15 protein-coding genes and 1 pseudogene are annotated in these 21,162 nt (G+C 65.3%); 4 read left to right on the forward strand and 12 right to left on the reverse strand.

The window, feature by feature from the left end:
* Positions 1–68: 68 nt before the first annotated feature.
* Positions 69–1,847: a PhoH family protein gene (locus ACN9MW_RS23715; protein ID WP_426163331.1), complete on the forward strand. Its 1,779-nt coding sequence runs from the start codon at positions 69–71 to the stop codon at positions 1,845–1,847.
* A gap of 45 nt (positions 1,848–1,892) precedes the next feature.
* On the opposite strand, the gene ACN9MW_RS23720 is transcribed toward ACN9MW_RS23715, so the two are convergent.
* Both ACN9MW_RS23720 and ACN9MW_RS23725 read right to left on the reverse strand, forming a co-directional pair.
* Entirely contained in the window at positions 1,893–2,315 is a 423-nt protein-coding gene (locus ACN9MW_RS23720) for a VOC family protein (RefSeq protein ID WP_426163333.1), read from the reverse strand.
* Positions 2,316–2,406: 91 nt separating this feature from the next.
* Positions 2,407–3,243, reverse strand: a complete 837-nt coding sequence (locus tag ACN9MW_RS23725; RefSeq protein ID WP_426163335.1) for a DUF4349 domain-containing protein — start codon at positions 3,241–3,243, stop codon at positions 2,407–2,409.
* Positions 3,244–3,262: 19 nt separating this feature from the next.
* Between ACN9MW_RS23725 and ACN9MW_RS23730 the strand changes: the two genes are divergently transcribed.
* A complete protein-coding gene (locus tag ACN9MW_RS23730) occupies positions 3,263–3,463 on the forward strand; it encodes a heavy-metal-associated domain-containing protein (protein WP_426163337.1) in 201 nt (66 codons plus the stop codon).
* On the opposite strand, the gene ACN9MW_RS23735 is transcribed toward ACN9MW_RS23730, so the two are convergent.
* Together ACN9MW_RS23735 and ACN9MW_RS23740 are read right to left on the reverse strand one after the other, a co-directional pair.
* A complete protein-coding gene (locus tag ACN9MW_RS23735; RefSeq protein ID WP_426163339.1) occupies positions 3,447–4,193 on the reverse strand; it encodes a glutathione S-transferase in 747 nt (248 codons plus the stop codon). The genes ACN9MW_RS23730 and ACN9MW_RS23735 overlap by 17 nt on opposite strands.
* Positions 4,190–5,068: a LysR substrate-binding domain-containing protein gene (locus ACN9MW_RS23740; protein ID WP_426163341.1), complete on the reverse strand. Its 879-nt coding sequence runs from the start codon at positions 5,066–5,068 to the stop codon at positions 4,190–4,192. The genes ACN9MW_RS23735 and ACN9MW_RS23740 overlap by 4 nt, the downstream gene beginning before the upstream one ends.
* 109 nt (positions 5,069–5,177) lie before the next feature.
* Between ACN9MW_RS23740 and ACN9MW_RS23745 the strand changes: the two genes are divergently transcribed.
* Both ACN9MW_RS23745 and ACN9MW_RS23750 read left to right on the forward strand, forming a co-directional pair.
* A complete protein-coding gene (locus tag ACN9MW_RS23745; RefSeq protein WP_426163344.1) occupies positions 5,178–5,870 on the forward strand; it encodes an FMN-dependent NADH-azoreductase in 693 nt (230 codons plus the stop codon).
* A gap of 110 nt (positions 5,871–5,980) precedes the next feature.
* Positions 5,981–6,727, forward strand: coding sequence for a sulfite exporter TauE/SafE family protein (locus tag ACN9MW_RS23750; protein WP_426163346.1), 747 nt, complete (start codon positions 5,981–5,983; stop codon positions 6,725–6,727).
* Between the two features lie 63 nt (positions 6,728–6,790).
* Here ACN9MW_RS23750 and ACN9MW_RS23755 read toward each other — a convergent pair.
* The 8 genes and pseudogenes from ACN9MW_RS23755 to ACN9MW_RS23790 all read right to left on the reverse strand — a co-directional run.
* Positions 6,791–7,108 (reverse strand): annotated as a pseudogene (locus ACN9MW_RS23755) (MerR family DNA-binding protein); the annotation flags it as partial.
* Positions 7,109–7,113: 5 nt separating this feature from the next.
* Positions 7,114–9,297 (reverse strand): heavy metal translocating P-type ATPase, encoded by a 2,184-nt coding sequence (locus ACN9MW_RS23760; protein WP_426163348.1) that lies wholly within the window; start codon positions 9,295–9,297, stop codon positions 7,114–7,116.
* An 84-nt stretch (positions 9,298–9,381) separates the two neighbouring features.
* Positions 9,382–10,083, reverse strand: a complete 702-nt coding sequence (locus tag ACN9MW_RS23765) for a FecR family protein (RefSeq protein ID WP_426163350.1) — start codon at positions 10,081–10,083, stop codon at positions 9,382–9,384.
* Positions 10,084–10,087: 4 nt separating this feature from the next.
* Positions 10,088–14,791, reverse strand: a complete 4,704-nt coding sequence (locus ACN9MW_RS23770; protein ID WP_426163352.1) for a filamentous hemagglutinin N-terminal domain-containing protein — start codon at positions 14,789–14,791, stop codon at positions 10,088–10,090.
* Positions 14,792–14,801: 10 nt separating this feature from the next.
* Positions 14,802–16,382 (reverse strand): ShlB/FhaC/HecB family hemolysin secretion/activation protein, encoded by a 1,581-nt coding sequence (locus ACN9MW_RS23775; RefSeq protein ID WP_426163354.1) that lies wholly within the window; start codon positions 16,380–16,382, stop codon positions 14,802–14,804.
* Between the two features lie 135 nt (positions 16,383–16,517).
* On the reverse strand, positions 16,518–17,135 hold the full coding sequence (locus tag ACN9MW_RS23780) for a hypothetical protein (RefSeq protein WP_426163356.1): 618 nt from the start codon (positions 17,133–17,135) through the stop codon (positions 16,518–16,520).
* Between the two features lie 127 nt (positions 17,136–17,262).
* A complete protein-coding gene (locus ACN9MW_RS23785) occupies positions 17,263–19,518 on the reverse strand; it encodes a CHASE2 domain-containing protein (protein WP_426172283.1) in 2,256 nt (751 codons plus the stop codon).
* The gene (locus ACN9MW_RS23790) at positions 19,518–21,122 is read right to left on the reverse strand and encodes an HD domain-containing phosphohydrolase (protein WP_426163358.1); all 1,605 of its coding nucleotides are present in this window, start codon (positions 21,120–21,122) and stop codon (positions 19,518–19,520) included. The genes ACN9MW_RS23785 and ACN9MW_RS23790 overlap by 1 nt, the downstream gene beginning before the upstream one ends.
* Positions 21,123–21,162 lie beyond the last annotated feature (40 nt).

A 21,162-nucleotide genomic window follows, 5' to 3' on the forward strand; every position in this document is an offset into this window, starting at 1 on the left:
ACCCCATAGTTCATCCATGCCGGGCATTCGCCCTCGCGTGGATGCATCTTTTTTAGATTGAGATCCTGATGCCACTGCCAAAACTGCCTAGCAAGCCAGCCACCCTGCTGCTGGCTAAAGACTACCCGAAGGCGAGCGGAGCAAATCCGGTTCCCTTCCCTACTGAAGAAAAGGCAGCACCAGCGCCGAAGAAAGCGGCGCCCAAGACTGCTGCCAAAGCAGTAAAAGAACCGGTTGCGAAAAAGACTGCAGCGAACAAGACGCCTGCATTGAAGGCCGTCAAGCTGCCGGACGACGTACCAGCGCCACCGCGCACCAAGGCTGCGCCGCAGGCGCGCTCCAAGGTCACGCCGATCAAGGCCGATGCACCGCACCCGGCCAAGCACAAGGAACACGAAGTCGTGCTCAAGTCTGCCTCCAGCCGCAAGGCCGACGTGGTGGGCAGCACCAAGCTGTTCGTGCTCGACACCAATGTGCTGATGCACGACCCGTCGTCGCTGTTCCGCTTTGAAGAGCACGATGTCTTCCTGCCGATGATGACGCTGGAAGAACTGGACAACCACAAGAAAGGCATGTCCGAAGTCGCGCGCAATGCGCGCCAGGTATCGCGTACGCTGGATGCCCTGATCAGCAACACCGACGACGACGACATGGAAACCGGCATCCCGCTGAACAAGCTGGGCAACAAGGATGCCAAGGGCCACCTGTACTTCCAGACCAGGGTGCAGGTAGCCGACCTGCCGGAAGGCCTGCCGCAAGGTAAGGCCGACAACCAGATCCTGGCCGTGGTGCGTTCACTGGAAGCGGAGCAGCCTGGCCGCGCCGTGGTGCTGGTGTCGAAAGACATCAACATGCGCATCAAGGCACGCGCCCTGGGCTTGCCGGCGGAAGACTACTTCAACGACCATGTGCTGGAAGACACCGACCTGCTGTATTCGGGCATCGTCCAGTTGCCGGACGACTTCTGGAACAAGCACGGCAAGGACATGGAATCCTGGCAGGAGAATAAGCACGGCCAGTCGAGCACCTTCTACCGCGTGACCGGCCCGTTCATCCCTTCCCTGCTGGTGAACCAGTTCGTGTACCTGGAGCCGAACAACGGCGAGTCGCCGTTCTACGCGCAAGTGAAGCAGATCAACGGCAAGACCGCCGTCCTGCAAACCCTGCGCGACTACTCGCACAACAAGAACAGTGTGTGGGGCGTCACTGCCCGCAATCGCGAGCAGAATTTCGCGCTGAACCTGTTGATGAACCCGGAATGCGACTTCATCACCCTACTGGGCCAGGCCGGCACCGGCAAGACCCTGCTCGCGCTGGCCGCCGGCCTGGCGCAGGTGCTGGAGACCAAGCTGTATAACGAGATCATCGTCACCCGCGTCACGGTGCCGGTGGGCGAGGATATCGGCTTCCTGCCGGGTACCGAGGAAGAGAAGATGGGCCCGTGGATGGGCGCCTTCGACGACAACCTGGAAGTGCTGAACAAGTCCGACGGCGAAGGCGGCGAATGGGGCCGTGCGGCGACGCAGGACCTGATCCGCTCGCGCATCAAGATCAAGTCGCTGAACTTCATGCGCGGCCGCACCTTCGTCAACAAGTTCCTGATCATCGACGAGGCGCAGAACCTGACGCCGAAGCAGATGAAGACCCTGGTGACGCGCGCCGGTCCTGGCACCAAGATCCTGTGCCTGGGTAATATCGCGCAGATCGACACGCCTTACCTGACCGAAGGCTCGTCCGGCCTGACCTACGTGGTCGACCGCTTCAAGGGCTGGGCACACAGCGGCCACGTCACGCTGGCCCGCGGCGAACGTTCCCGCCTGGCAGACCACGCGAGCGACGTGCTGTAAGCAACGCCGCCCGCAGTCCACAAGCCCCGCCAAGTGCGGGGCTTTTTATTTTCCGCGCCGTGCGATCGGATGGTCTTCGTTCAACTGCAGCAGGTCCCACAGGTTGCCGTACAGGTCCGAGAAGACGGCAACCATGCCGTAGTCCTGCCGCTTCGGCTCGCGCACGATCCGGACGCCTTTCGCCTTCAACCGCTCGAAGTCGCGCCAGAAGTCGTCGGTATTCAGGAACAGGAATACCCGGCCGCCGGCCTGGTTGCCGACAAAAGGTTCCTGCTCCGGCCTGGATGCGCGCGCCAGCAGGATGGTTGTTCCACTGCCACCAGGCGGCGCCACGACTACCCAGCGCTTGTCCTGCTCGGGCTGGTGGGTGTCGTCAAGCAGCTCGAAGCCGAGCGTGTTGACATAAAAATCGATCGCCTCGTCATAGTCGCGCACAACGAGGGCAATGTGAACAATGGACTGCTTCATCAAGTTTTCTCCGTGACGAAATCGTGCTCCGCGTGAAACATCTTCGCGACATCTGCCGCATACATGCGCGTGGCATATTTGACCGTACCCCTCATTTCCGGCGCATCCTCCTCCAGATCTTGCGCACTACAAAGCCCGCTAAAAACAGAATCAACGACCAGGGCAGCAGGTAGGCCAGTCCAGTGATTGCACTCGCGATACCTTCCGACAGGTTGCTGCCAAACTCGCCGGTTGCCCGCTTGACCGGCGACCAGAAACCTCGCTGGGTGCGGGACTGGATGGAGACGTTCAGCAAGTCCATATTAACCCGCTCCATCAGGCGCGCTTCAACGCCGGTCGCCGATTCCAGTTCGCTTTGCACCGTCGCCAGTTCCTGCGACAGCTTGATCAAGGCTTCGGCGTTGTTGCCTACTTTGCTCTCCAGCGCCAGCAACTTCTCGCGATATGAGCGCAGCATGTCGAGTCGCTTGGCGTTGTCGCGGATCGGACCTTCAAGGTCCTCCGCCGAGGTGTTACGTGAGGCAAGCTCACCGCCTGTCGCCGCAAGTGCAATCAATTTCTCGATGCCGGGCCGCTTCACGCGAACACGGAAATGGGCGCTCGACTCCCTTCCGCCCTCCAATCCGGATGCCAACAACGTGCACTGGTTCGTCGCGTCGGCCTGGCAGGCCCCGACCAGTTTGTCGAGCAGTGGCTTGACGCCTCCTTCAGGCGAATCGACCGTGACCGAGTGTTCGTAGGCGAGATACTTGCCGCGTTGGACTCCGGCTGACGAACCATCCGTCGCCGGTCCCGCCATGCGTGCCTCCGCGACAGCGCCTGCCGCTCCTGGCGGCGGAGCATATTTCGCGGAACAGCCCTGCAGCAATAGCAGCGCAAACACGCTTGACTTTACAATGGTGGGAAGGATTAAAGTACGTTTACCCATATGACGAAAGGAACTCCAAATGTATGAACTGACTGTAGAAAACATGACATGCGGCCACTGCGTATCGGCCGTGACCGAAGCCGTGCATACAGTTGATCCGGCAGCCTTTGTCGAGGTCGACCTGAAGGGCAAGCACGTCAAGGTCAACTCGGCTTCGGCACTGGAGCCGATCAAGGCAGCCATTGTGGATGCCGGATATCCTGTTACCCGCGCGGTTTGACGCGGACGCCCTGCTCCAGTTCCGGGTAATGCCGGAATACGTCATCCTCGTTGTTGGCGAGGCGGCGTTTGGATGCCAGGTAGGCGGCGACGCGCGGACGGGCCGCCACGCGCCCGGCCAAGCGCTGCAGGCCGGGCCAACGCCCTTCATAGCCAGCCATCGCTTTCGGGAAGGCATAGCGCAAGCCGTCCAGCAACTGGAACAGAGACAAGTCGACATAACTCAGGCGGGAGCCGACAATCCAGCCGCCGCGCGACTGGTTGGCCCGCAGCACGGTCTCGAAATAGTCCAGGTACTTCGGGATGCGCTCAATCGCAAAATCCCGCGCCCGCGCCTTCGATTCCCGCGCCTGCTCCTCGTAGTACATATTGACCGAGATCGGGTGATGCGTATCGTGAGCCTCGCCAACAATGTCCGCAATGGTCAGCTGCAGCTGGTTGCACCACAGGCGCCCCGCTTCGGAGCGCGGCGCCAGCTTGTGCCGCGCCCCGAGGAACATCAGGATATTCGCCGTCTGACCGATCATGAGTTCACCGGCCTGCAGGATGGGCGGCGCGAAAGCGGCGCGCGGATCGCTGCCGCCGGCGATCAACTCCGTCATCGCCTTCATGCCGCCCTTGCCGCGCGCCACGTCAACGTAAGGAACGTCGGCCTCGACCAGCGCCAGCCGCACGAATTCTCCCCGGCCCTGGATCGTCGGCCAGTAGTAAAGCTTGTAAGGCTCCATCATTGCTCCTCCTGTGCCAGCAGCCATTCTGCGACGGCGCGCACCTCTTCGCGCGGAGCGTCGCCTTCAGGCCGCACAACATAAAAATCGAATCCGCCGAGCACCGGGCCAACCGGCGCTTCCAGCAGTCCCAACCTGATTTCCTCGCGCACCAAGGGCAAGGCAGTCAGCACAACACCTTGCCCTGCAATCGCCGCTTGCACCGCGTGCGACTCTTCCGAAAAACGCGCGCCTGTCGTGACATCCAGCTCTACGCCTGCCGCTTTCGACCATTTATCCCAGGTCAAGGCGCCCTTAAAGCCGCGCTGCCAGTCAAAGTGGATCAGCGGATGGCGTGCCACGTCGCCCGCCTTGCGCAGCTTCAGGCGCGGGCTGGCCACCGGCGCGAAGCCGGCATGCATCAGGCGTTGCGCTTGCAGCCCCGCGAAATGCCCGGCGCCACCGCGTACCGCAAGGTCGGCCGCGCCGCCGGCCAGGTCAACCGGCTTGTTGCTGGCCAGGACGTTGAGGGCAATGCCGGGATGGGCCGCGTTGAACGAAGCAAGCCGCGGCACCAGCCAGCGCGCCGCGAAGGATGGTGTGGTCGACAAGGTGACCGTGCGGCGCTGTTCTCGCCGCAGCCGTTCGACGCCGGCAGCGATGGCGTCGAACCCGCTGCCGGCTGCCTGCATCAGCGTGCGGCCCTCAGGTGTCAGCTCGACGGCCCGGGTCTTGCGCAGGAACAGCCTTACGTTCAGTGCCTCCTCCAGCGCACGCACCTGGTGGCTGATCGAAGTCGCGCTGACCGACAGCTCCTCGGCAGCGAGCTTGAAGCTTTGCAGCCGCGCCGCGGCCTCGAAGCTGCGCAGGGCGGACAGGGATGGAAGGCGGCGTTTCATGTGAAGGACTATACATGAATTCAGTTCATCCATCTGCTGAGAATTGATCGTTTGTCACCGTCTGCCGCGCAGCGCACAGTACACCCATAGCAACCAATTGGAGAGAACAATGACCACGATCCTGCATATCGATTCAAGCGCCCGGCCCGGGCGCTCCGGCGAACAGGCGCACGGTTCGCATACGCGGCGCCTGACTGCACGCTTCATCGCGCGCTACCGGCAGCTCGATAGCAGAACAGAAGTCATCTATCGCGATGTGGGAGCCGTGCCGCCATCCCCTGTGACCGGGGGCTGGGTACATGCTGCGTTCACGCCGCCGGCGGCGCGCGAGCCATGGATGGTGGAAGCGCTGGCGCAAAGCGACGCGCTGGTCGACGAAGTGCTGGCCGCCGATATCATCGTGGCAGGAGTGCCGATGTATAACTTCGGGCCGCCGGCACAGTTCAAGGCCTGGTTGGATAACATCGTGCGTGTCGGCCGCACGTTCGGCTTCGACCGCTCACGTGCCGGTGAACCATATTGGCCACTGCTGGCAGATGCCGGCAAGCAGCTCGTCATCCTGTCCTCGCGCGGCGATTACGGCTACGGCCCAGGGCAACGGCTGGAGGGCATCAACCATGTCGAAGGATCGGTGCGCAGCGTATTCCGCTACCTGGGCGTGACGCATGCATACGATGCAGCCGTCGAATACGACGAATTCGGCGACGAGCGCCTGCTGCGCTCCCTCGCCGACGCGGAAAGCGCTACCGACCGTATCGCACAAGTCATCGCCTCCGCCCGCACGCGACGCCACGCCGCATGATGCAAGTCGGGGTCAGGTCTGGCAATCCGCCATATTTTTCGCATTGCGAAAAATATGGCGGATTGCCAGACCTGACCCCGACTTTCAAATAGCTTGGCTATAATGGCCCGATGCCCGAACTCCACACCATCTTACTGCTCGCCGCAGCAGGACTTTTCGCCGGCACGCAGAATGCGTTGGCTGGCGGCGGCTCTTTCATCACCTTTCCCGCCCTGCTGTTGGCCGGGCTGAACCCGGTTGCGGCGAACATGACCTCCACGGTCGCCATGTTCCCGAGCCAGGCGACATCCGCCGTCGCTGGCCGCAAGTTCGCGGAAGGCGTGAGCGGCCTGACCTTCACGCAGCTTTTCACGATCAGTATTGTCGGCGGCATTTTCGGCGCGATCCTGCTGTGGATTACGCCCCCGACCTTCTTTGCCAGGCTGGTGCCCTGGCTGGTGCTGTTTGCCACCACCATGTTCGCCTGGGGTGCTTTCCGGCGCCAGCCGTTGCAGGCCGCTTCCAGCATGCCGAAGTGGATGCTGGCCGTTGTCCAGGCCTGCATTTCGATCTATGGCGGCTATTTTGGCGGCGGCATCGGTTTCCTGATGCTGGCCGCGCTGACCATCGCTGGCCAGCAGATCCGCGCTGCCACCGCCACCAAGAACATGCTGGCGATGGCGATGAACGCTTCCGCCACCCTGATCTTCGCCTTCTCCGGCATGATCAGCTGGGCTGCCGCCCTGGCCTTATGCGCGGGTGGTATTGCGGGCGGCCTTCTGGGTTCGTGGCTGATCTACCGCCTTCCCCCGCAACTGATGCGCATCTTTGTTGTGATCGTGGGCGCAGTGCTCACCGTGTACATGTTCCTGCGCTGATCCCAGCGTTTGCAGGATCGGGCAATCCGGCCGGTCGTCGCCGTGGCAGGTTTTAGCCAGGCTAGCCAGCGTGTCGCGCATTTCGGTCAATTCCACGATGCGCTGGTTCAGTTCATCGACGTGGCTCATCGCGATCGTCTTCACGTCCGCGCTGGCACGGCCTGTATCCTGCCATAGCGACAGCAGGTCGCCGATCTGCTCCAGCGAAAACCCGAGGTTGCGCGCGCGCTTGATGAAACGCAGAGTATGCAGGTCGTTTTCGCCGTAGATGCGGTATCCGCTGACGGTGCGCGCAGTTTCGCGCACCAGGCCAATGCTCTCGTAGTAGCGGATCATTTTGGCGCTGACGCCGGATGCGGCAGCGGCTTGTCCGATATTCATTTCCCTTACTCCTTCGAAGGCTGCCAGCGGCGCAGCAGCAAGGCATTGCTGATCACGCTGACCGAGCTGAATGCCATCGCGGCGCCCGCCAGCAGGGGATTCAGCATGCCGAGGGCCGCCAGCGGAATCCCTGCCACATTGTAGATGAAGGCCCAGAACAGGTTTTGGCGGATCTTGCTGAAGGTGCGGTGCGAGATGTCGATGGCGTCGGCCACCAGCAGCGGCTCGCCGCGCATCAGCGTAATGCCGGCAGCGTTCATGGCAACGTCGGTGCCGGTCGCCATCGCGATGCCGACGTGCGCCGCAGCCAGCGCCGGCGCGTCGTTGATGCCGTCGCCGACCATGGCAACGCGCCTTCCCTCGGCCTTGAGCCGCGCAATGGCCGTGGTTTTGTCGGCCGGCAGGAGGTTGGCTTCCACGCTGCCAATGCCGATCGCCTGCGCTACCGCTTGCGCGCTGCCCTGGTTGTCGCCGGTCAGCATCACCGTCGCGATGCCGCGTGCGTGCAGGCGCTCCACCGCGGCGCGCGCATGTTGCTTGGGCTGGTCGGCGAAGGCGAGCAGGCCAAGCAGCTTGCCCCTTCCCGCGCCGGCTTCGGCCAGCCAGGAAATCGTGTGCCCCTGCGCTTCCAGTTCGACGGCTTGCAGCTGCAGAGGCGCCAGTTCGACGCCGCGCTCCGCCATCAGGCGTCCGCTGCCAAGCAGAAGGTCGAGGCCATCGACCTGCGCAGCCAGGCCCCGCCCCGCCAAAGTCGTCACTGCGCTTGCCGTCAGCGGCGCCAGCACGTCCCCGCCCGGTGCGGCTTCCGCGTCGAGGACGGCGCGTGCCAGCGCATGTTCGCTGCCGCGCTGGATCGCCGCCGAAAGCTGCAGTGCACGGCCGGCAGGCACGCCATGCGGCAGCAATTGCGCCAGCACCGGTTTGCCTTGCGTGAGCGTGCCGGTCTTGTCGAACACCACGGTATCGACCTGGCGCGCCATTTCCAGTGCCTCCGCGTCCTTGATCAGGATGCCGTGCCGCGCCGCGACGCCGGTACCGGCCATGATGGCTGCCGGCGTGGCCAGGCCAAGCGCACAGGGGCAGGCAATCACCATCACCACCACCGCATTGAGCACGGCCTGCTCGACATCGCCCGTGGCCAACCACCAGCCCGCAAGCGTCAACAGCGCCAGCACCAGCACCACAGGAACGAACACCGCGGCAACCTTATCGACCAGCTTCTGCACCGGCGCCTTGGCTGACTGCGCATCTTCCACCAGGCGGATGATCCGCGACAGCATGGTCTCGGCCCCTGTCGCGCTTGTGCGCACCAGCAGCAAGCCTTCGCCATTGATTGCGCCACCGGTCACGCGGTCGCCAACGTGCTTGGCAACTGGCAGGCTTTCGCCGGTAATCAGGGATTCGTCAACGTGGCTGGCGCCATCCATCACCTCGCCGTCCACCGCCACCCGCTCGCCGGCGCGGATCACCACGATATCGCCCACCCGCACCTGGTCGATCGGCAGGTCGGCGTCCGATCCGCCCTCGCGCCGCACGCGCGCCGTCACCGGCCGCAAGTCCTGCAGCGCGCGGATGGCGGAAGCGGTTTGCCTCTTGGCCCGCGCTTCCAGCCACTTGCCCAGCAAGACCAGTGTCAACACCACTGCCGACGCTTCGAAATAGAGATGCATGCCCTGCCCTCGCGCCAGCGCCAGGTACACACTCAGGCCATACGCCGCGGAAGTGCCGAGCGCCACCAGCAGGTCCATATTGCCCGCGCGCGCTTTCACAGCCTTCCAGCCGGCGCGATAGAAGCGCGCGCCGAACACGAATTGCACCGGCGTCGCCAGCAGCCATTGCAGCCACGCCGGCATCATCAGGTGCACACCAAGCCATTCGGCGACCATCGGCACCACCAGTGGTAGCGACAGTGCAGCGGACAGGATCACGGCCACGCCTTCGGGTATGCGCGGCGCGGAATCGGCAGCCGGCGCGGCCAGCTCACTGGCGGCATAGCCAGCCTTGCCGATGGCCTGCTGCAGGGCGGAAAAGGCCACCGGCGAATCGGAATCGACGCGCGCGGTCTCGGTGGCCAGGTTGACGGCGGCATGCGCCACGCCCGGCACGGTCGCCAGCGCCTTTTCGACGCGGCGCACGCAGGATGCGCAACTCATGCCTTCAATACGGACGGTTTGCTGGAACTGACTCATGGGATACTCCTCGCCTATGCTCTGGCGACCAGTATCAAGTATCCCACGATGGGAAGGTCAAGCGCTATATTGAAGTGAATATCGTCAGCGCACTTCGCAGTCGACGGCGCGTTGCGCCCGGTTGTCGGCAGCGCGCGGGCCAGCCGTCTGGCTGTTGAAGACGGGCGGCGGGTTGAACTGCATGCCCGGATTCTGCGGTACCACCACGGGCGGCAGCGTCATGTTCGGCGTAAAGCCGAACTGGCCGGCATTGAAAACCTGGGTTCCCGCAGGGTTGTTCAGGTGGACCATGCCATCCAGCACCTGCACATACAGTCCCGGCGCCCGCACCGTTTCCGCCCCCGGCAACTTGCCCGCCACCGGCACGATTTCCGCCACGAACAGCGTACCGCGGATGCCGATGGTGGCCGCCGGCGTTTTCAGCTCAAATTTCTCCCTGCTGCGCTTGCCCAGCAGGCCCGATGCCGCCCGCAAGCCCCCTTTGACCAGGTTGAACTGCGCCCGGTCAGCATCCTGCTTGCCGCTGTCGAAGCTGAAATTCTCGATCGTCAGCGTGCTGCCGGGCCGCAGCGTAATTTCACTATTGTCAATGAAACGCAGCAGGGCGTAGGTATTTTTCTCCGTCACCAGCGTATCGCCATTCTCGACCTCGGATTTGATGGCAAGCACCTTCACCGTGCCGTCGGCCTTGCGCGCCATCAGCGGGCCGCTCAACTGGACCACGGTCCCCGCTACCGGCGCCGCCAGCGCCAGCGCGGACAGCAGCCACAGTAACGCCAGCAGCAACCCCTTAGTTGCAGTACATTTTTGTAGCGGGTTCATTCTTTTTCGCTCCGGTGGTTTGGTCCTGGGCCAGCTTGTCGCCTTTATCGTCCTTCTTCGCCTGTTTGTCTTTGCCTTCGTCCGGCGAAACGGCAACCGCCCCCTCGCCCGGCGCTGCGGCGGCACTATTGATGACCTGGATGGTCTGGCTGATCGCTTGCTGCACGGGGTTGGTGGGTTGCGCTTCGGTGGGCGGCAGCACGAGCTGGCAGCCGGGCAGGCTGGGGTCCAACTGGCATTGATCGACCGAAGTCGGCGGCTGCACGGGCGGCGTCACGATGGTGCCATTGACGCCGATACTGCCGCCCGGCGCCTGCACCGTTCCAGCCACATAGTTGACGTCTGAACCGGCAGCCAGCTTGACATTGCCCGTGTTGCTTTTCACCAGAGCGCCGCTGGCAATGGTCAGGTCGTCGGCATCGCTGCCTGTGCCCGCCGCTTCCAGCAGGATGTCGCCGGAATTGGACAGCACGCTGCCGAAAATGCTGAGCGGGCTATGTGCCGTCAGCCGGATATTGCCGCTGTCGCTGCTCACGACCCCGCCGGACGCCAAGGTGAGCGCGCCGTAGTTGTCGAGTACGATCTCGCCGCTGTTGCCGGAAGCGAGTTTCAGCTGCAACAGCGAAAGCGGGGCCGGTTTGCCGGCATTATTGCTGATGTAGATCGGCGCCGCGCCGCTGGTGGCAGTGCTTTCCGCATCCAGCTCCGCGACAAAGGTCTGCAGCGCTGCCGCCGCGGTCCCGATATTGGCGCCCGCTTTCGCCACCAGCTTGCTGGCACGGATCGCCGCGCCGTCCGTGGCCAGGGCGCCATCGGAACGCAGCGTCGCCGTGCCGGCAAGCTGGATGCCATTGATGTCATAGCCGCTGCCGCCCGCACTATTGCCGCCCTGCAGGCGCACCACCGAGAGCGCCTGGCTGCTGCGGAAGTCAAGGTTGCCGCTGCTGACCACCGCGGCCAGGCGGGCCACCTGGTTGCCACTGTGGTCCAGCTGGACGCCGGCTCCGGCATCGATGCCAAGTTCCTGTACCTTCAGGGCCGCTGCCGCATTGGCGGTATCCTGCGTAATGCCGGCGGTGGTAATCAGGCCCAGGCGCGTGGTCAGCGCATTCAGGTTGGCGGCGCCGCCGATATGGATGGCGCCGGCGCCCCAACCCGGGAGCCCCCCTGTGCCGCTGGTCGCGGTGCCAGGCTTGGTCCCGGGGATGGGCGCATCGCTGCCGTCGTCGCGATTGCCAATACCCAAGGTACCGGCGGCGATCCTGTTCAACTGGGTCAGCGACAAACAAGCCGTGCCGCAGGCGGCGCCGATGGTGATGCTGTAGCCGGGCGTGGCCGGCGTCAGCGAGGCAAGGCTGGCCATCACATCGGCCGTGAAATCCATGGCATCGGCATTCAGGTGCACCACGTCCGCCTGCAACGGCGCTGCCACCTGGAGCGAGCCGGAACGCGCCTCCAGTTCCAGTTCCCTGCCGGGCAAGCTGACCGCCCCGCCAACTTTCATGCCGCTGGCAGCGGCGATGAACAGGCGCGGCGTCTTCAGCGACGCCAGGCCGGCGCCGCTCAGGTGCGTGTTGGGCGTGCCGCTTGGCCGGTCGCCGCCAAGTTCGACGGTGCCGGCACTGTCAATCCCGATCATCTCGGCTGCCATGCCAGTGCCGGCAGCCCCGCTCAGCACCACGGAGCCGCCGCGCAGCTTGATGCTCTGGGCGCTGACCATGGCAGTATTGCTCAAGGTACCGCCCGCCTCTGCCCCCAGGCCTGCGCCCGCCGGCAGCTTGACTGACCCGATCAGGTCGACATTGCCGCCGGTCTGCAGTACAAGCGACTTGAGCAGGCTGGAGCCGGACAGGTCCAATTGATTGGCCGTGATATGGCTGGCATTGGGGACCGGATTGCCGTTCGGATCGAAGAAGCCGCCGCCGACCAGCAGGTTGGGCGCCGACAACCGGCCCAGGTCGGCATTGCCCACCACCAGCCCGCCGCTATCCGATGTGGGCGTGCCTCCCACGGTGATGGTCCCGCCGCCCAGGCTGGAAACGCGGATGCTGTTGCTAGCGCTGGTCTGGCCCGCCAGGCTCATGGCGTTCGCCTCCAGGCCGACGTCGGTGGCATTCACCTGCGCACCAACTTCGCTGGCCAGGCTGCCGTTATTGGCGCGCAACAGCATCGGCCCACCGCTGACCATTGCGGTAGGCGCCAGCCGCAGCGAGCCGCCTTCCAGTTGCACCGGCTTGCCATTGCCATTCACCGCACCGCTGACTACCAGAGTGCCGAGGGCTGCCACGTGCAGGTTGCCAAAACCGCCAGTGCTGGCACTATCTGCCTGGCTCACCGCCTGGACCTCGAGCGAACCGCTGTCGAAGTAATTCAGGTTGCCAACGCCCTGGGCGCGCAGGATGTTGACCTGGTTGTTGCCGCCGGACAGGTTGACCTGCCCGCTCCCGTCCAGGGTCAGGCTGGCGGCACGCAAAGGCATGCCGTACTCTTGGTTCAGGCTGCTAGCCTTGAGGCTCAGGTTGCCGGACGTCTGCACCCCGGTCAGGCCATTCCCATACGTGAGGTTCAGGTTGCCCACGTTATTGAAGCTGATGTCGCCCGTCGCCATCGCGGCAAGCCCCATCACCTGGTTGGGGCCCGTCAGCGCCACCGACCCTGCGTTAACCAGCAGGACCGGCGCTGTGATGGAACCGTTGCCTGCAAGGGCGCCGCTGGTTTGCAGGGAAACGCCGGAGCGCGGCTTCAGCGCACCGTTGACCGCAATGGCGTTGCTGGCCAGGGTCAGCATCGCATTACCGGCATTGCTGGCTGCCAGGTCCAGCAAGCCATCAATGCTGAGTGTGCCGTAATGCTGGCCGAAGCCGATATTCAGGTTTTGCGTATTGATGGCGGAAAGCTCCGCACCGTCCAGCGCCAGCACGCCAGGCGTACCGTCGCTCGCCTCGCCCAGCTTGATGGCCGTGGTCAGGCTGTACGGATTTAACGACACGCTGTTGGCCGCTTGCACCTGGGCGCCGCTGGCGATGCGCATGCTGTCGGCCTTCCAGCGTTGCTCCCGCCCCGCCACCAGGACACCCGGGCCGACGTCGATTTCAGCACCGCTCAACTCGATGGCGCCCATGCCGGTCTCAAGGCCCGCCGTCAACTTGACGGCGCCGCTGCCGCTGGCCGTGCCCGATGCCGGGTCGTTTGCCTGCAAGCGCAGCATGCCGCCATTGGTCGCCAGCCGGCCCTTGACCATGATGTGGTTGCCGGCTTGGGCCAGCAGGCCGACGCCCGGGGCGCCAATGGCAACCGGATCAACAAAGGTGATGTCGTGTTTGGCCTGCAAGGTGACGTCGGCAGTCGCGCCATTCAGCAAGGCTGTAGCCAGTTCGGTGACGCCGCTGGGATTGCCCGCGTTGAAATTCGCCACGTCGGTCAGGGTGGCAGGCACGCCTGGCGCCACCTTCACTTCGATATCATAGGGATCGAGCAGCCACTGGCCAAGCCGCCCCTGCACGGCGCCGGCGTCAACACGCAGGCCGCCCAGCTCTAGCTGGCGCGCCGATGTTTCCACCAGCCCGCCGTCGCCGCCTTGCCTGCCGCCGCGGGCGGAAATGCTGCCATGCACGCGCGCGGTCTCGTCGGCCCAGACCACCACCTTGCCGCCCCTTCCGCTGCTGCCGGCGTCGGCCGTCAGCACCGCGTCCCTGCCCACGTAGACCTGGCGTGCATTCGGCACCTGCGGGTTGGCGCCACGGTAATCGCCGCCGACCAGCACGCTGCCGCCGCCTTCCTCGCCGCTGGCATCGACCCGCGCATCGCCCGTCAGGCCGACTTGCTGCCCCAGTATGGCAATTTCGCCGCCGCGCGCCGTGGTGCGGCTGCCGCCTTCCAGCATCGTGCTGCCGCTGGCGCGCAGCAGCACCTGGCCCTGCGCGCCACGCACGGCGCTGTCGGCGCTGACGGTGCCGCGCTGCTTGACCAGCGCGCCGAAGATGCCGACACGGCCACCTTGCGCCACCAACTGGCCCAGGTTCAGCGCCTGGTCGGCAGGCGCCGATACCACCACCTGCAGCGCCGGGTTGGCGCTATCCACCAGTTGCACGCTATGGCCGGCGGCCAGCATGACCGCCCCTCCCGGCGCCTGGATGATGCCGCTGTTCTCCACCTGCGGCGCCACCAGGTAGACCTGCCCACCATGCCGCGTGGCGATCTGGCCCTGGTTCTCCACCTTGCCGGCGCCCGCAGCACCCGTGAAACGCATGCGCCCGGCAAGGAAATCGGCATCAGACAAGGCCAGGCTCGACGCCACCAGCCCTTGCACGTCGATGCGCGCGCCCTGCCCGAACAACACGCCGTTCGGGTTGAGCAGGTAGACCTGGCCGTTCGACTGCAGACTGCCCAGGATGCGGCTGGGATCCTGTCCGCTGATCCGGTTCAGCACCTTGCTGGCGGCGCCCTGCTGCAGGAAACGCGTCACCTCGTCGGCGCCGATCGAGAAGCTTTGCCAGTTGATGATGGTGTTTGGCGTATTGGCCACGGTGAAGACATTGCCTTGCTGGGTGAAGCTGGCCTGGCCCGCCACCACCCTGGGCGCCACCGGATTGGCTTGCGCGCTGCCGAAACAGGCGGCTATCGCCAGGCCCAGCAGCTTGCGCTGCAACGTGCTGTGCTTGCTGTGCTTCATGATGATGTCCTCAATAAGCAAGACCGATGCGCAGGTGCAGCCTGCCGCTGCCGTCGCGCCCGGTGGGGCCGCCTTGTACCACATGGCCATAATCGAGTTGCAGGTTGGCCTGGCTGCCCAGCAGCAGGCGCAGGCCGAGCCCCGTGCTGGCCAGGCTGGCTGACGTCAGCTCGCCCGGCAACGCATCGTTGCGCCGCACGTGGGCACGGTCGTGGAAGGCCAGCAACCGGCATTGCCAGCGCTCGCCGCACAAGTTGGGTGTGTACAGTTCCAGGTTGACGCCTGCCCCCTTGTCGTTGGCAATTTCGCGCTCGGGCAGGCCGCGCACCGAAGCCGCGCCCCCGGCGCCGAATTGTTCGCCCGGCACCAGGGCGTCAGCGCTGTACTGGCCATTGAGGATGGCACGCCATTGCCAGTCCTGCGGCAGCAGGCGGCTGACGCTGGCGCCCAGCCGCACGATGGTGTAATCGTCGGGCGCCCCGGCGCGTGCCCGGTTGAAGTCGTCCTGGCCGCCGCGCTTGCCGCCTGGCACATTGCGCAGCAGGGTCAGCGACAGGCCGCTGTCGCCCTGCGCTGAACTCCAGTTGCCCAAGTAGCCAACGCTGAGCGGGCGCACAGTCACGTCGTTGCCCAGCTCCTGTCCCAGCAGCACCACGCTGTTGCGGAAGGCCTTCGACTCGGCACCGAACAATAGCCGCCCTTCATAACCGGGCCTGCGCGCCAGGTAGCGGCTGTAGCGCAGGCCGAACACCGTGCCCTGCCCGCTGACCGCCACATTGAAGGCGCCCACGCCCACGGTGCCCGAGTCGACATTCGAATAGCTGGCGTACAGGTCCAGCGTATCGCCCAGCTGATACAGCGGAATGTGGTAGCCCAGGCCATAGACCTTGACCCGCCCCGGCTCTTCCGCCGAAGTGGTGTACTGCAGGCTGGCCACATGGTCGAGCCCGAACAGGTTGGCATGCTGCAGCCCCACGCCGATGCGCGCGCGGCCGGTCTGCTCCGTACCGCTATTGTCGGCATTCAGCAAAACCTTCCATGGCCGCTCGTCGGCGACTTCCAGCATGGCGTCCACTTCGTCATCGCGCCCCCCGCTTTGCAGCTTCATGGTGACCTGGCGCGCCGGATGCTCGTTGGCCAGCTTCAATGCCGCCGAGATCGCCTCCATATCCGGTACCTGGCCTTCGCGCAACGGCGGCAGCGCACGCCGCACATTGGCCTCGTCGACATAACGCTGGCCGTGCACCCGGACCTGGCCGATGCGCGTCTGAACCACGTCCAGCCGCACCACGCCGCGCGCCAGTTCCTGCTCGGGCAGCGTAACCGCGACCAGCGCGTAACCGGCAGCATGGTAGGCGGCAGTCAGGGCTTCCAGCGCCTGTTGCACATCGCCGAAATCGCGCCCGCGGCCGGTGAATGGCGCCAGCACGCGCGCCACCTGCTCCGGCGGCAGCAGTGTATTGCCGCGCACATCGTACCGCTCGATATCGAATCGAACGATGCCGGGGTCGGGGACAGGATCAGGCGCGGGAGCAGAAGAAGCCGCAGTGCAAAGGGTGACAGCAAACAGGAACGCGAGGCGTCGTTTCATATTTTCTGTTCAGGGTAAAGGTGGGCAGCAGCCATTGTCGCGCGTTGCGGCGCGAAAATCGCTGCTTGCAAATGGCGAGGAAGTCGGAACGCGGGGGACTGATGTTTTTTCGCAAATGGACAGGCTGGCGCCAGCTCACCATGCATAGCCGTAGCGCAGCGTCACGCGGCTGCGCGCATCGTCGGGCATGATGTCGGAACGCACCACCCGCCCCAGGTCCAGCTGCATGCTGGAATGCCTGTCCAGTTTCATGCGTACGCCGATGCCGGCGCTGCCCACGTTGCGGCTGCGCAGCTGGCCGTTCGACGCCCGGTTGTAACGCAGCGCATTGCGGTCGTAATACAGCAGTGCGCGGCAATGGCGTCCGGCGCCCAGGCACAGGTCCGGGGAATACAGTTCGACATTGCTGCCCAGGCCGCCATCGCGGATGGTGTCCCGGTTTGCCATCAGGCGCAGCGCGGTCATCGGCGCCGGCGCCAGGCTGTCCAGCAGCGCGACGTCGCCGGGGCTGTACTGGGTGTTGACGCTGGCTCGCACCAGGAAGTCGCGCGGCAGCGCCTGGGTCAGCGAAGCAGCCAGGCGCATGGTCGGCATGCTGCCAGGCAGGCCGGGCAAATTCGACTGCGGATAGCTGGTGGCGGAGAAATCAAAGGCAGGCGCGTTGCGGTCGCGGTCGCGTTCGGTGCTGGGCGGTGCGGCCAGCGCACCGGTGCAGGCGGCCAGGGCCAGGATCGACACAAGGCAAGGCTTCATGATGGTTCTCCCGGCATGCAATTGCCTGGCAAACGAGCAACTCTTGTTACCTTCAGTTTAGGACATAAAGGCCTTAACCACAGCCTCATTGTACGCCTGGCGGTGCGCACGCACAGTTGAGTGTTGCTTATTTGCTGTCGAAATTTGTGACGCCATCCCAGCCTGGTCCGGGCGGCTGCAAGCGGTAGTGCGCGATGCGTTCAAGGTAGAGGGAATACAAGGTGGCATGCGGGGCTGCCGCAGCCAGCGGCGCCAGCGCGTCGTGGGCCGCCTGCCACTGCTGGGCGCGCACCAGGGCCAGCACTTCATGCCAACGTTCCAGTTCGGCGCGCACCGCGGCGCCCTGCCCGCCTTCCAGCCCGAGCGGCTCGAAGATGGCCACAGGCTCCAGCTTGCCCTTCACCCGCACCAGGTCCAGTTCGCGCCAGGCGAATCCGGGCGCCGCCGCACGCGTTGCGGCGCCGACGACAATTCCCGCCCCGTACACCTTGGTGATGCCCTCCAGCCGCGATGCCAGGTTGACCGCATCGCCCATCACCGTATAGGCGCGGCGGATGCGCGACCCCATGTCGCCCACGTGCATCGGCCCGGTATTGATGCCGATGCCGATGCGCAACGCCGGCCAGCCGCGCTGCTCGAATTCCACGCTCAGGCGCCGGGCGCTGGCCTGCATCTCGAGGGCCGTTGCCACCGCCCGCGCGGCGTGGTCGGCGCAAGCCAGCGGCGCCCCCCAGAACGCCATCACCGCATCGCCAATATATTTGTCGAGGGTGCCGCGGTGGCGGTCGCGGATCTCTTCCGACATGGCCGTCAGGTAGCGGTTGATGTATTCGCGCAGTTCCTGCGGCGACAGGCTCTCGGCAATAGTGGTGAAGCCGCGCACGTCGACGAACATCACGCTCAGTTCGCGGCTGGCCCCTTCCATGCTGTAGGCCGCCGGGTTTTCCGCCATTTCCGCCACCAGTTCCGGCGCGACGTATTCGCCAAAGCGCGACACCAGGGCACGCCCGCGGCGCACCTCGAAGAAATAGCCCCAGGCCAGGTTCAGCACGAACAGCCCGATCCCCAGCAGCAGCAAGGTGGCCATATTGAGCACGGCGTCGTAGCGGCGGTACAGCAGGAAGTTCAGCGCCACCGTCCCGGCCAGCGCCGCCAGCGACAGCAGGATGCCCCAGGCCGGCGCCAGCACCGGCAAGGCCAGCGCCAGCAGCCCGCCCAGCACCAGGGCTTGCAACACTTCGATCTGGGTGGCCACGTCGGGCCGCTGCTTGAAACTGTCGTCCAGGATCGATTTGACCAGGTTGGCGTGGATTTCGACCCCGGGGTATTCGGCGTTCACGGGCGTGGCGCGCAAGTCGTTCAAGCCCGGCGCGCTGGTGCCCACCAGCACGATGGTGCCGGCCAGCAGTTCCGCCTTGGCACGCCCGGCCAGTACGTCGGCCGCAGGAACATAGCGGAAGGCGCCGCCGCCAGGCCCGCCGCGCCCGCGGAACTGCACGGTGTTGGTCAGGGCCTCCCCCACCGGGATGCGCAATTGTCCTTCGCGGTGGAACAGGGCGATGGCATCGAGGCCGCCAGCCTGGCGCTCGGCGGCACTGAGCGTATCGACCGTGCCCTGCCACAACGGCGCAATGGCGCGTCCGCCCAGTGCCGCCGACACCGTGGCCAGCGCCAGGGTCGGGTAATAGCCGTCGCCGATGCGCTGCAGCAGTGCCGAAGAACGCACCAGGCCATCGCTGTCGACCAAGGCGGTAAAGATGCCGGCGCCCTGCGCTGCCTCTTGCAGCCGCGCGATATTGGCTTCGTAGCCCTGCGCCGTGTAGGCATCCAGCGTACGCCCGTTCAGGCTCTCGACCGTGAAAGCCGGCGCCGGCAGCACGCCCTTGCGCTGGCTGCCCGACAGGCTGTAGCCCAGCACCACCGGCTGGCCGCGCATGGCCGCCGCCAGCCGTCCGTCGTAATCGAGCTGCGGCTGCAGGCTGGCCAGCGCGCGCGCCAGCCCCGGAACCTGGCGCAATTCGCCCTGCGCCAGCTGTTCCAGCACGCCGTAGCCGGAGCTGGTGTCGGGCTCGGGAAAGGAAATGTCGAAGCCGACCGCAGCCGCCTCGTAGGGCCCGGTCAGTTGTTCCACCAGGCGCGCGATCTTGTCGCGGCTCCAGGGAAAGCGCCCCACTTCGGCCAGGCTGCGCTCGTCGATGTCGACGATCACGATGCGCGGGTCCAGTTCAGGCTTTTCCAGCCGCATGCGCAGCCCGGCAAAGAAGCTGTCCATGCGCGCCAGCGATTCCGACGGCAGCACCTGCACCAGCTGCAGCACCGCCAGCGCCGTCAGCAGGAGGCCCAGCAGCCAGCGCGCGCCGTAGCGCTGCAGCAGCTTGCGCATCACGGGCGGTACCCTGGGATGCGCGATTCATCGACCGCGTCGACCTGGCGCGGGTCCATGTACTGGCTGGCATACTCCAGGTACACCTTGCGGCGGATGAAGATGTCGAACAGGTCGGGGTCGATATGCCCGTTCAGGCTGAACTTGCCGAGGATTTCCAGCGACTCGGACAGCATCTTGCCTTTCTTGTAGGGGCGGTCGCGCGCGGTCAGCGCCTCGAAGATATCGGCGATCGCCATCACCCGGGCCGGCACCGACATCTGCTCGCGCACCAGCCCGCGCGGGTAACCCTTGCCGTCCATCCGTTCGTGGTGGCCGCCAGCATATTCCGGCACCTGCTGCAGGTGGTGCGGCCAGGGCAGCGATTCCAGCATGCGCACCGTGACCACGATATGGTTGTTGATCACCTTGCGCTCGGCTTCGGTCAGGGTGCCGAAGCGGATGGTCAGGTTTTCCACCTCGTCATCGCTGAGCAGGGCATGCTCCTGGCCGTCCGGCCCCATCCAGCGCCGCTGCGCGATCTCACGCACGCGCTGCTGCTCCTGCGGCGCCATGCCCTCTCCGCCTATATTGGCGTGGCGCAGGAAGTCCCGCTCTGCGCGCAATGCGTCCTGCTCCGCCGCCAATGCCGCCTGCAGTGCCGCGCGCTCGCCGCCGGCCAGTTCGGCGCGCAACGCACGCAGTTCAGCATCGCGCAGCAGCACCTCAAAGCGCGTGTCCAGCAGGCCGATGCGGTCATAAATGGTTTGCAGCTTGGTAGCCTTGTCCACCACGTGCACCGGGGTCGTGATCTTGCCGCAATCGTGCAGCAGGCCGGCCAGCCAAAGCTGCTTCCGCTCGCCCTCGGACAGGTGGAAGCCTGCCAGCGGCCCGCTGTCGGCGGCGTGCGCGGCGTCGGCCAGCATCATGGTCAATACCGGCACCAGCTGGCAATGGCGCCCGGTGTACGGCGACTTTTCGTCGATGCCGATGTTGATCAGGTTGACCAGTGCTTCCAGCAGTTGCTCCAGCTGGGCCACCAATTGTTGCTTGGTCAGCGCTACGGCCGCCTGCGCCGCCAGCGCCTCGATGAAGCGCTGGTCGGTGGCGCTGAACACGCCGTCGGCGTTGCGCGCGTTGACCAGTTGCAGCACGCCCAGCAACTGGCCTTCATGATTGCGCATCGGCACCGTCAGGATCGAGCGGGTGCGGTAGGCAAAGCGCTGGTCGAACTGGCGCATGCCGGAAAAATTGAATTCGCTGGCCTGGTAGACATCGTCGATATTCACCGCGCAGCCCTCATTGGCGGCGTAGGCCGCCACCGAATCGAGCTTGGGCGCTCCCTGCGCATCGACCAACGGCACTGGCGCGATATCGATGGCAGCGCCGCTGCTGCCGCCCAGGTGCAGGCCCAGCGTGTCGTTGACGGTGATATGGAAATGCAGCTTGCTGCGGCTGGCGTCGGGACGGTACAGGGTGCCGCCGTCGGCATGGGTCAGGTGCTTGGCCGCCAGCAGGATGCGCTCGAGCAGCATGCCGGTATCCTGCCCGTCGCCAAGGGCGACGCTCAGTTCGGTCAGCTGCTCCAGCCGAGCCGCTATCTGGGTCGGGGTCAAGTCTTCCATGAGGCAAGTGTATCCCTGCCGCGCCGGCGCACACAAGAAA

Origin of the sequence: Pseudoduganella sp. R-34 (genome assembly GCF_049904655.1) — a bacterium.
Lineage (GTDB): Bacteria > Pseudomonadota > Gammaproteobacteria > Burkholderiales > Burkholderiaceae_D > Rugamonas.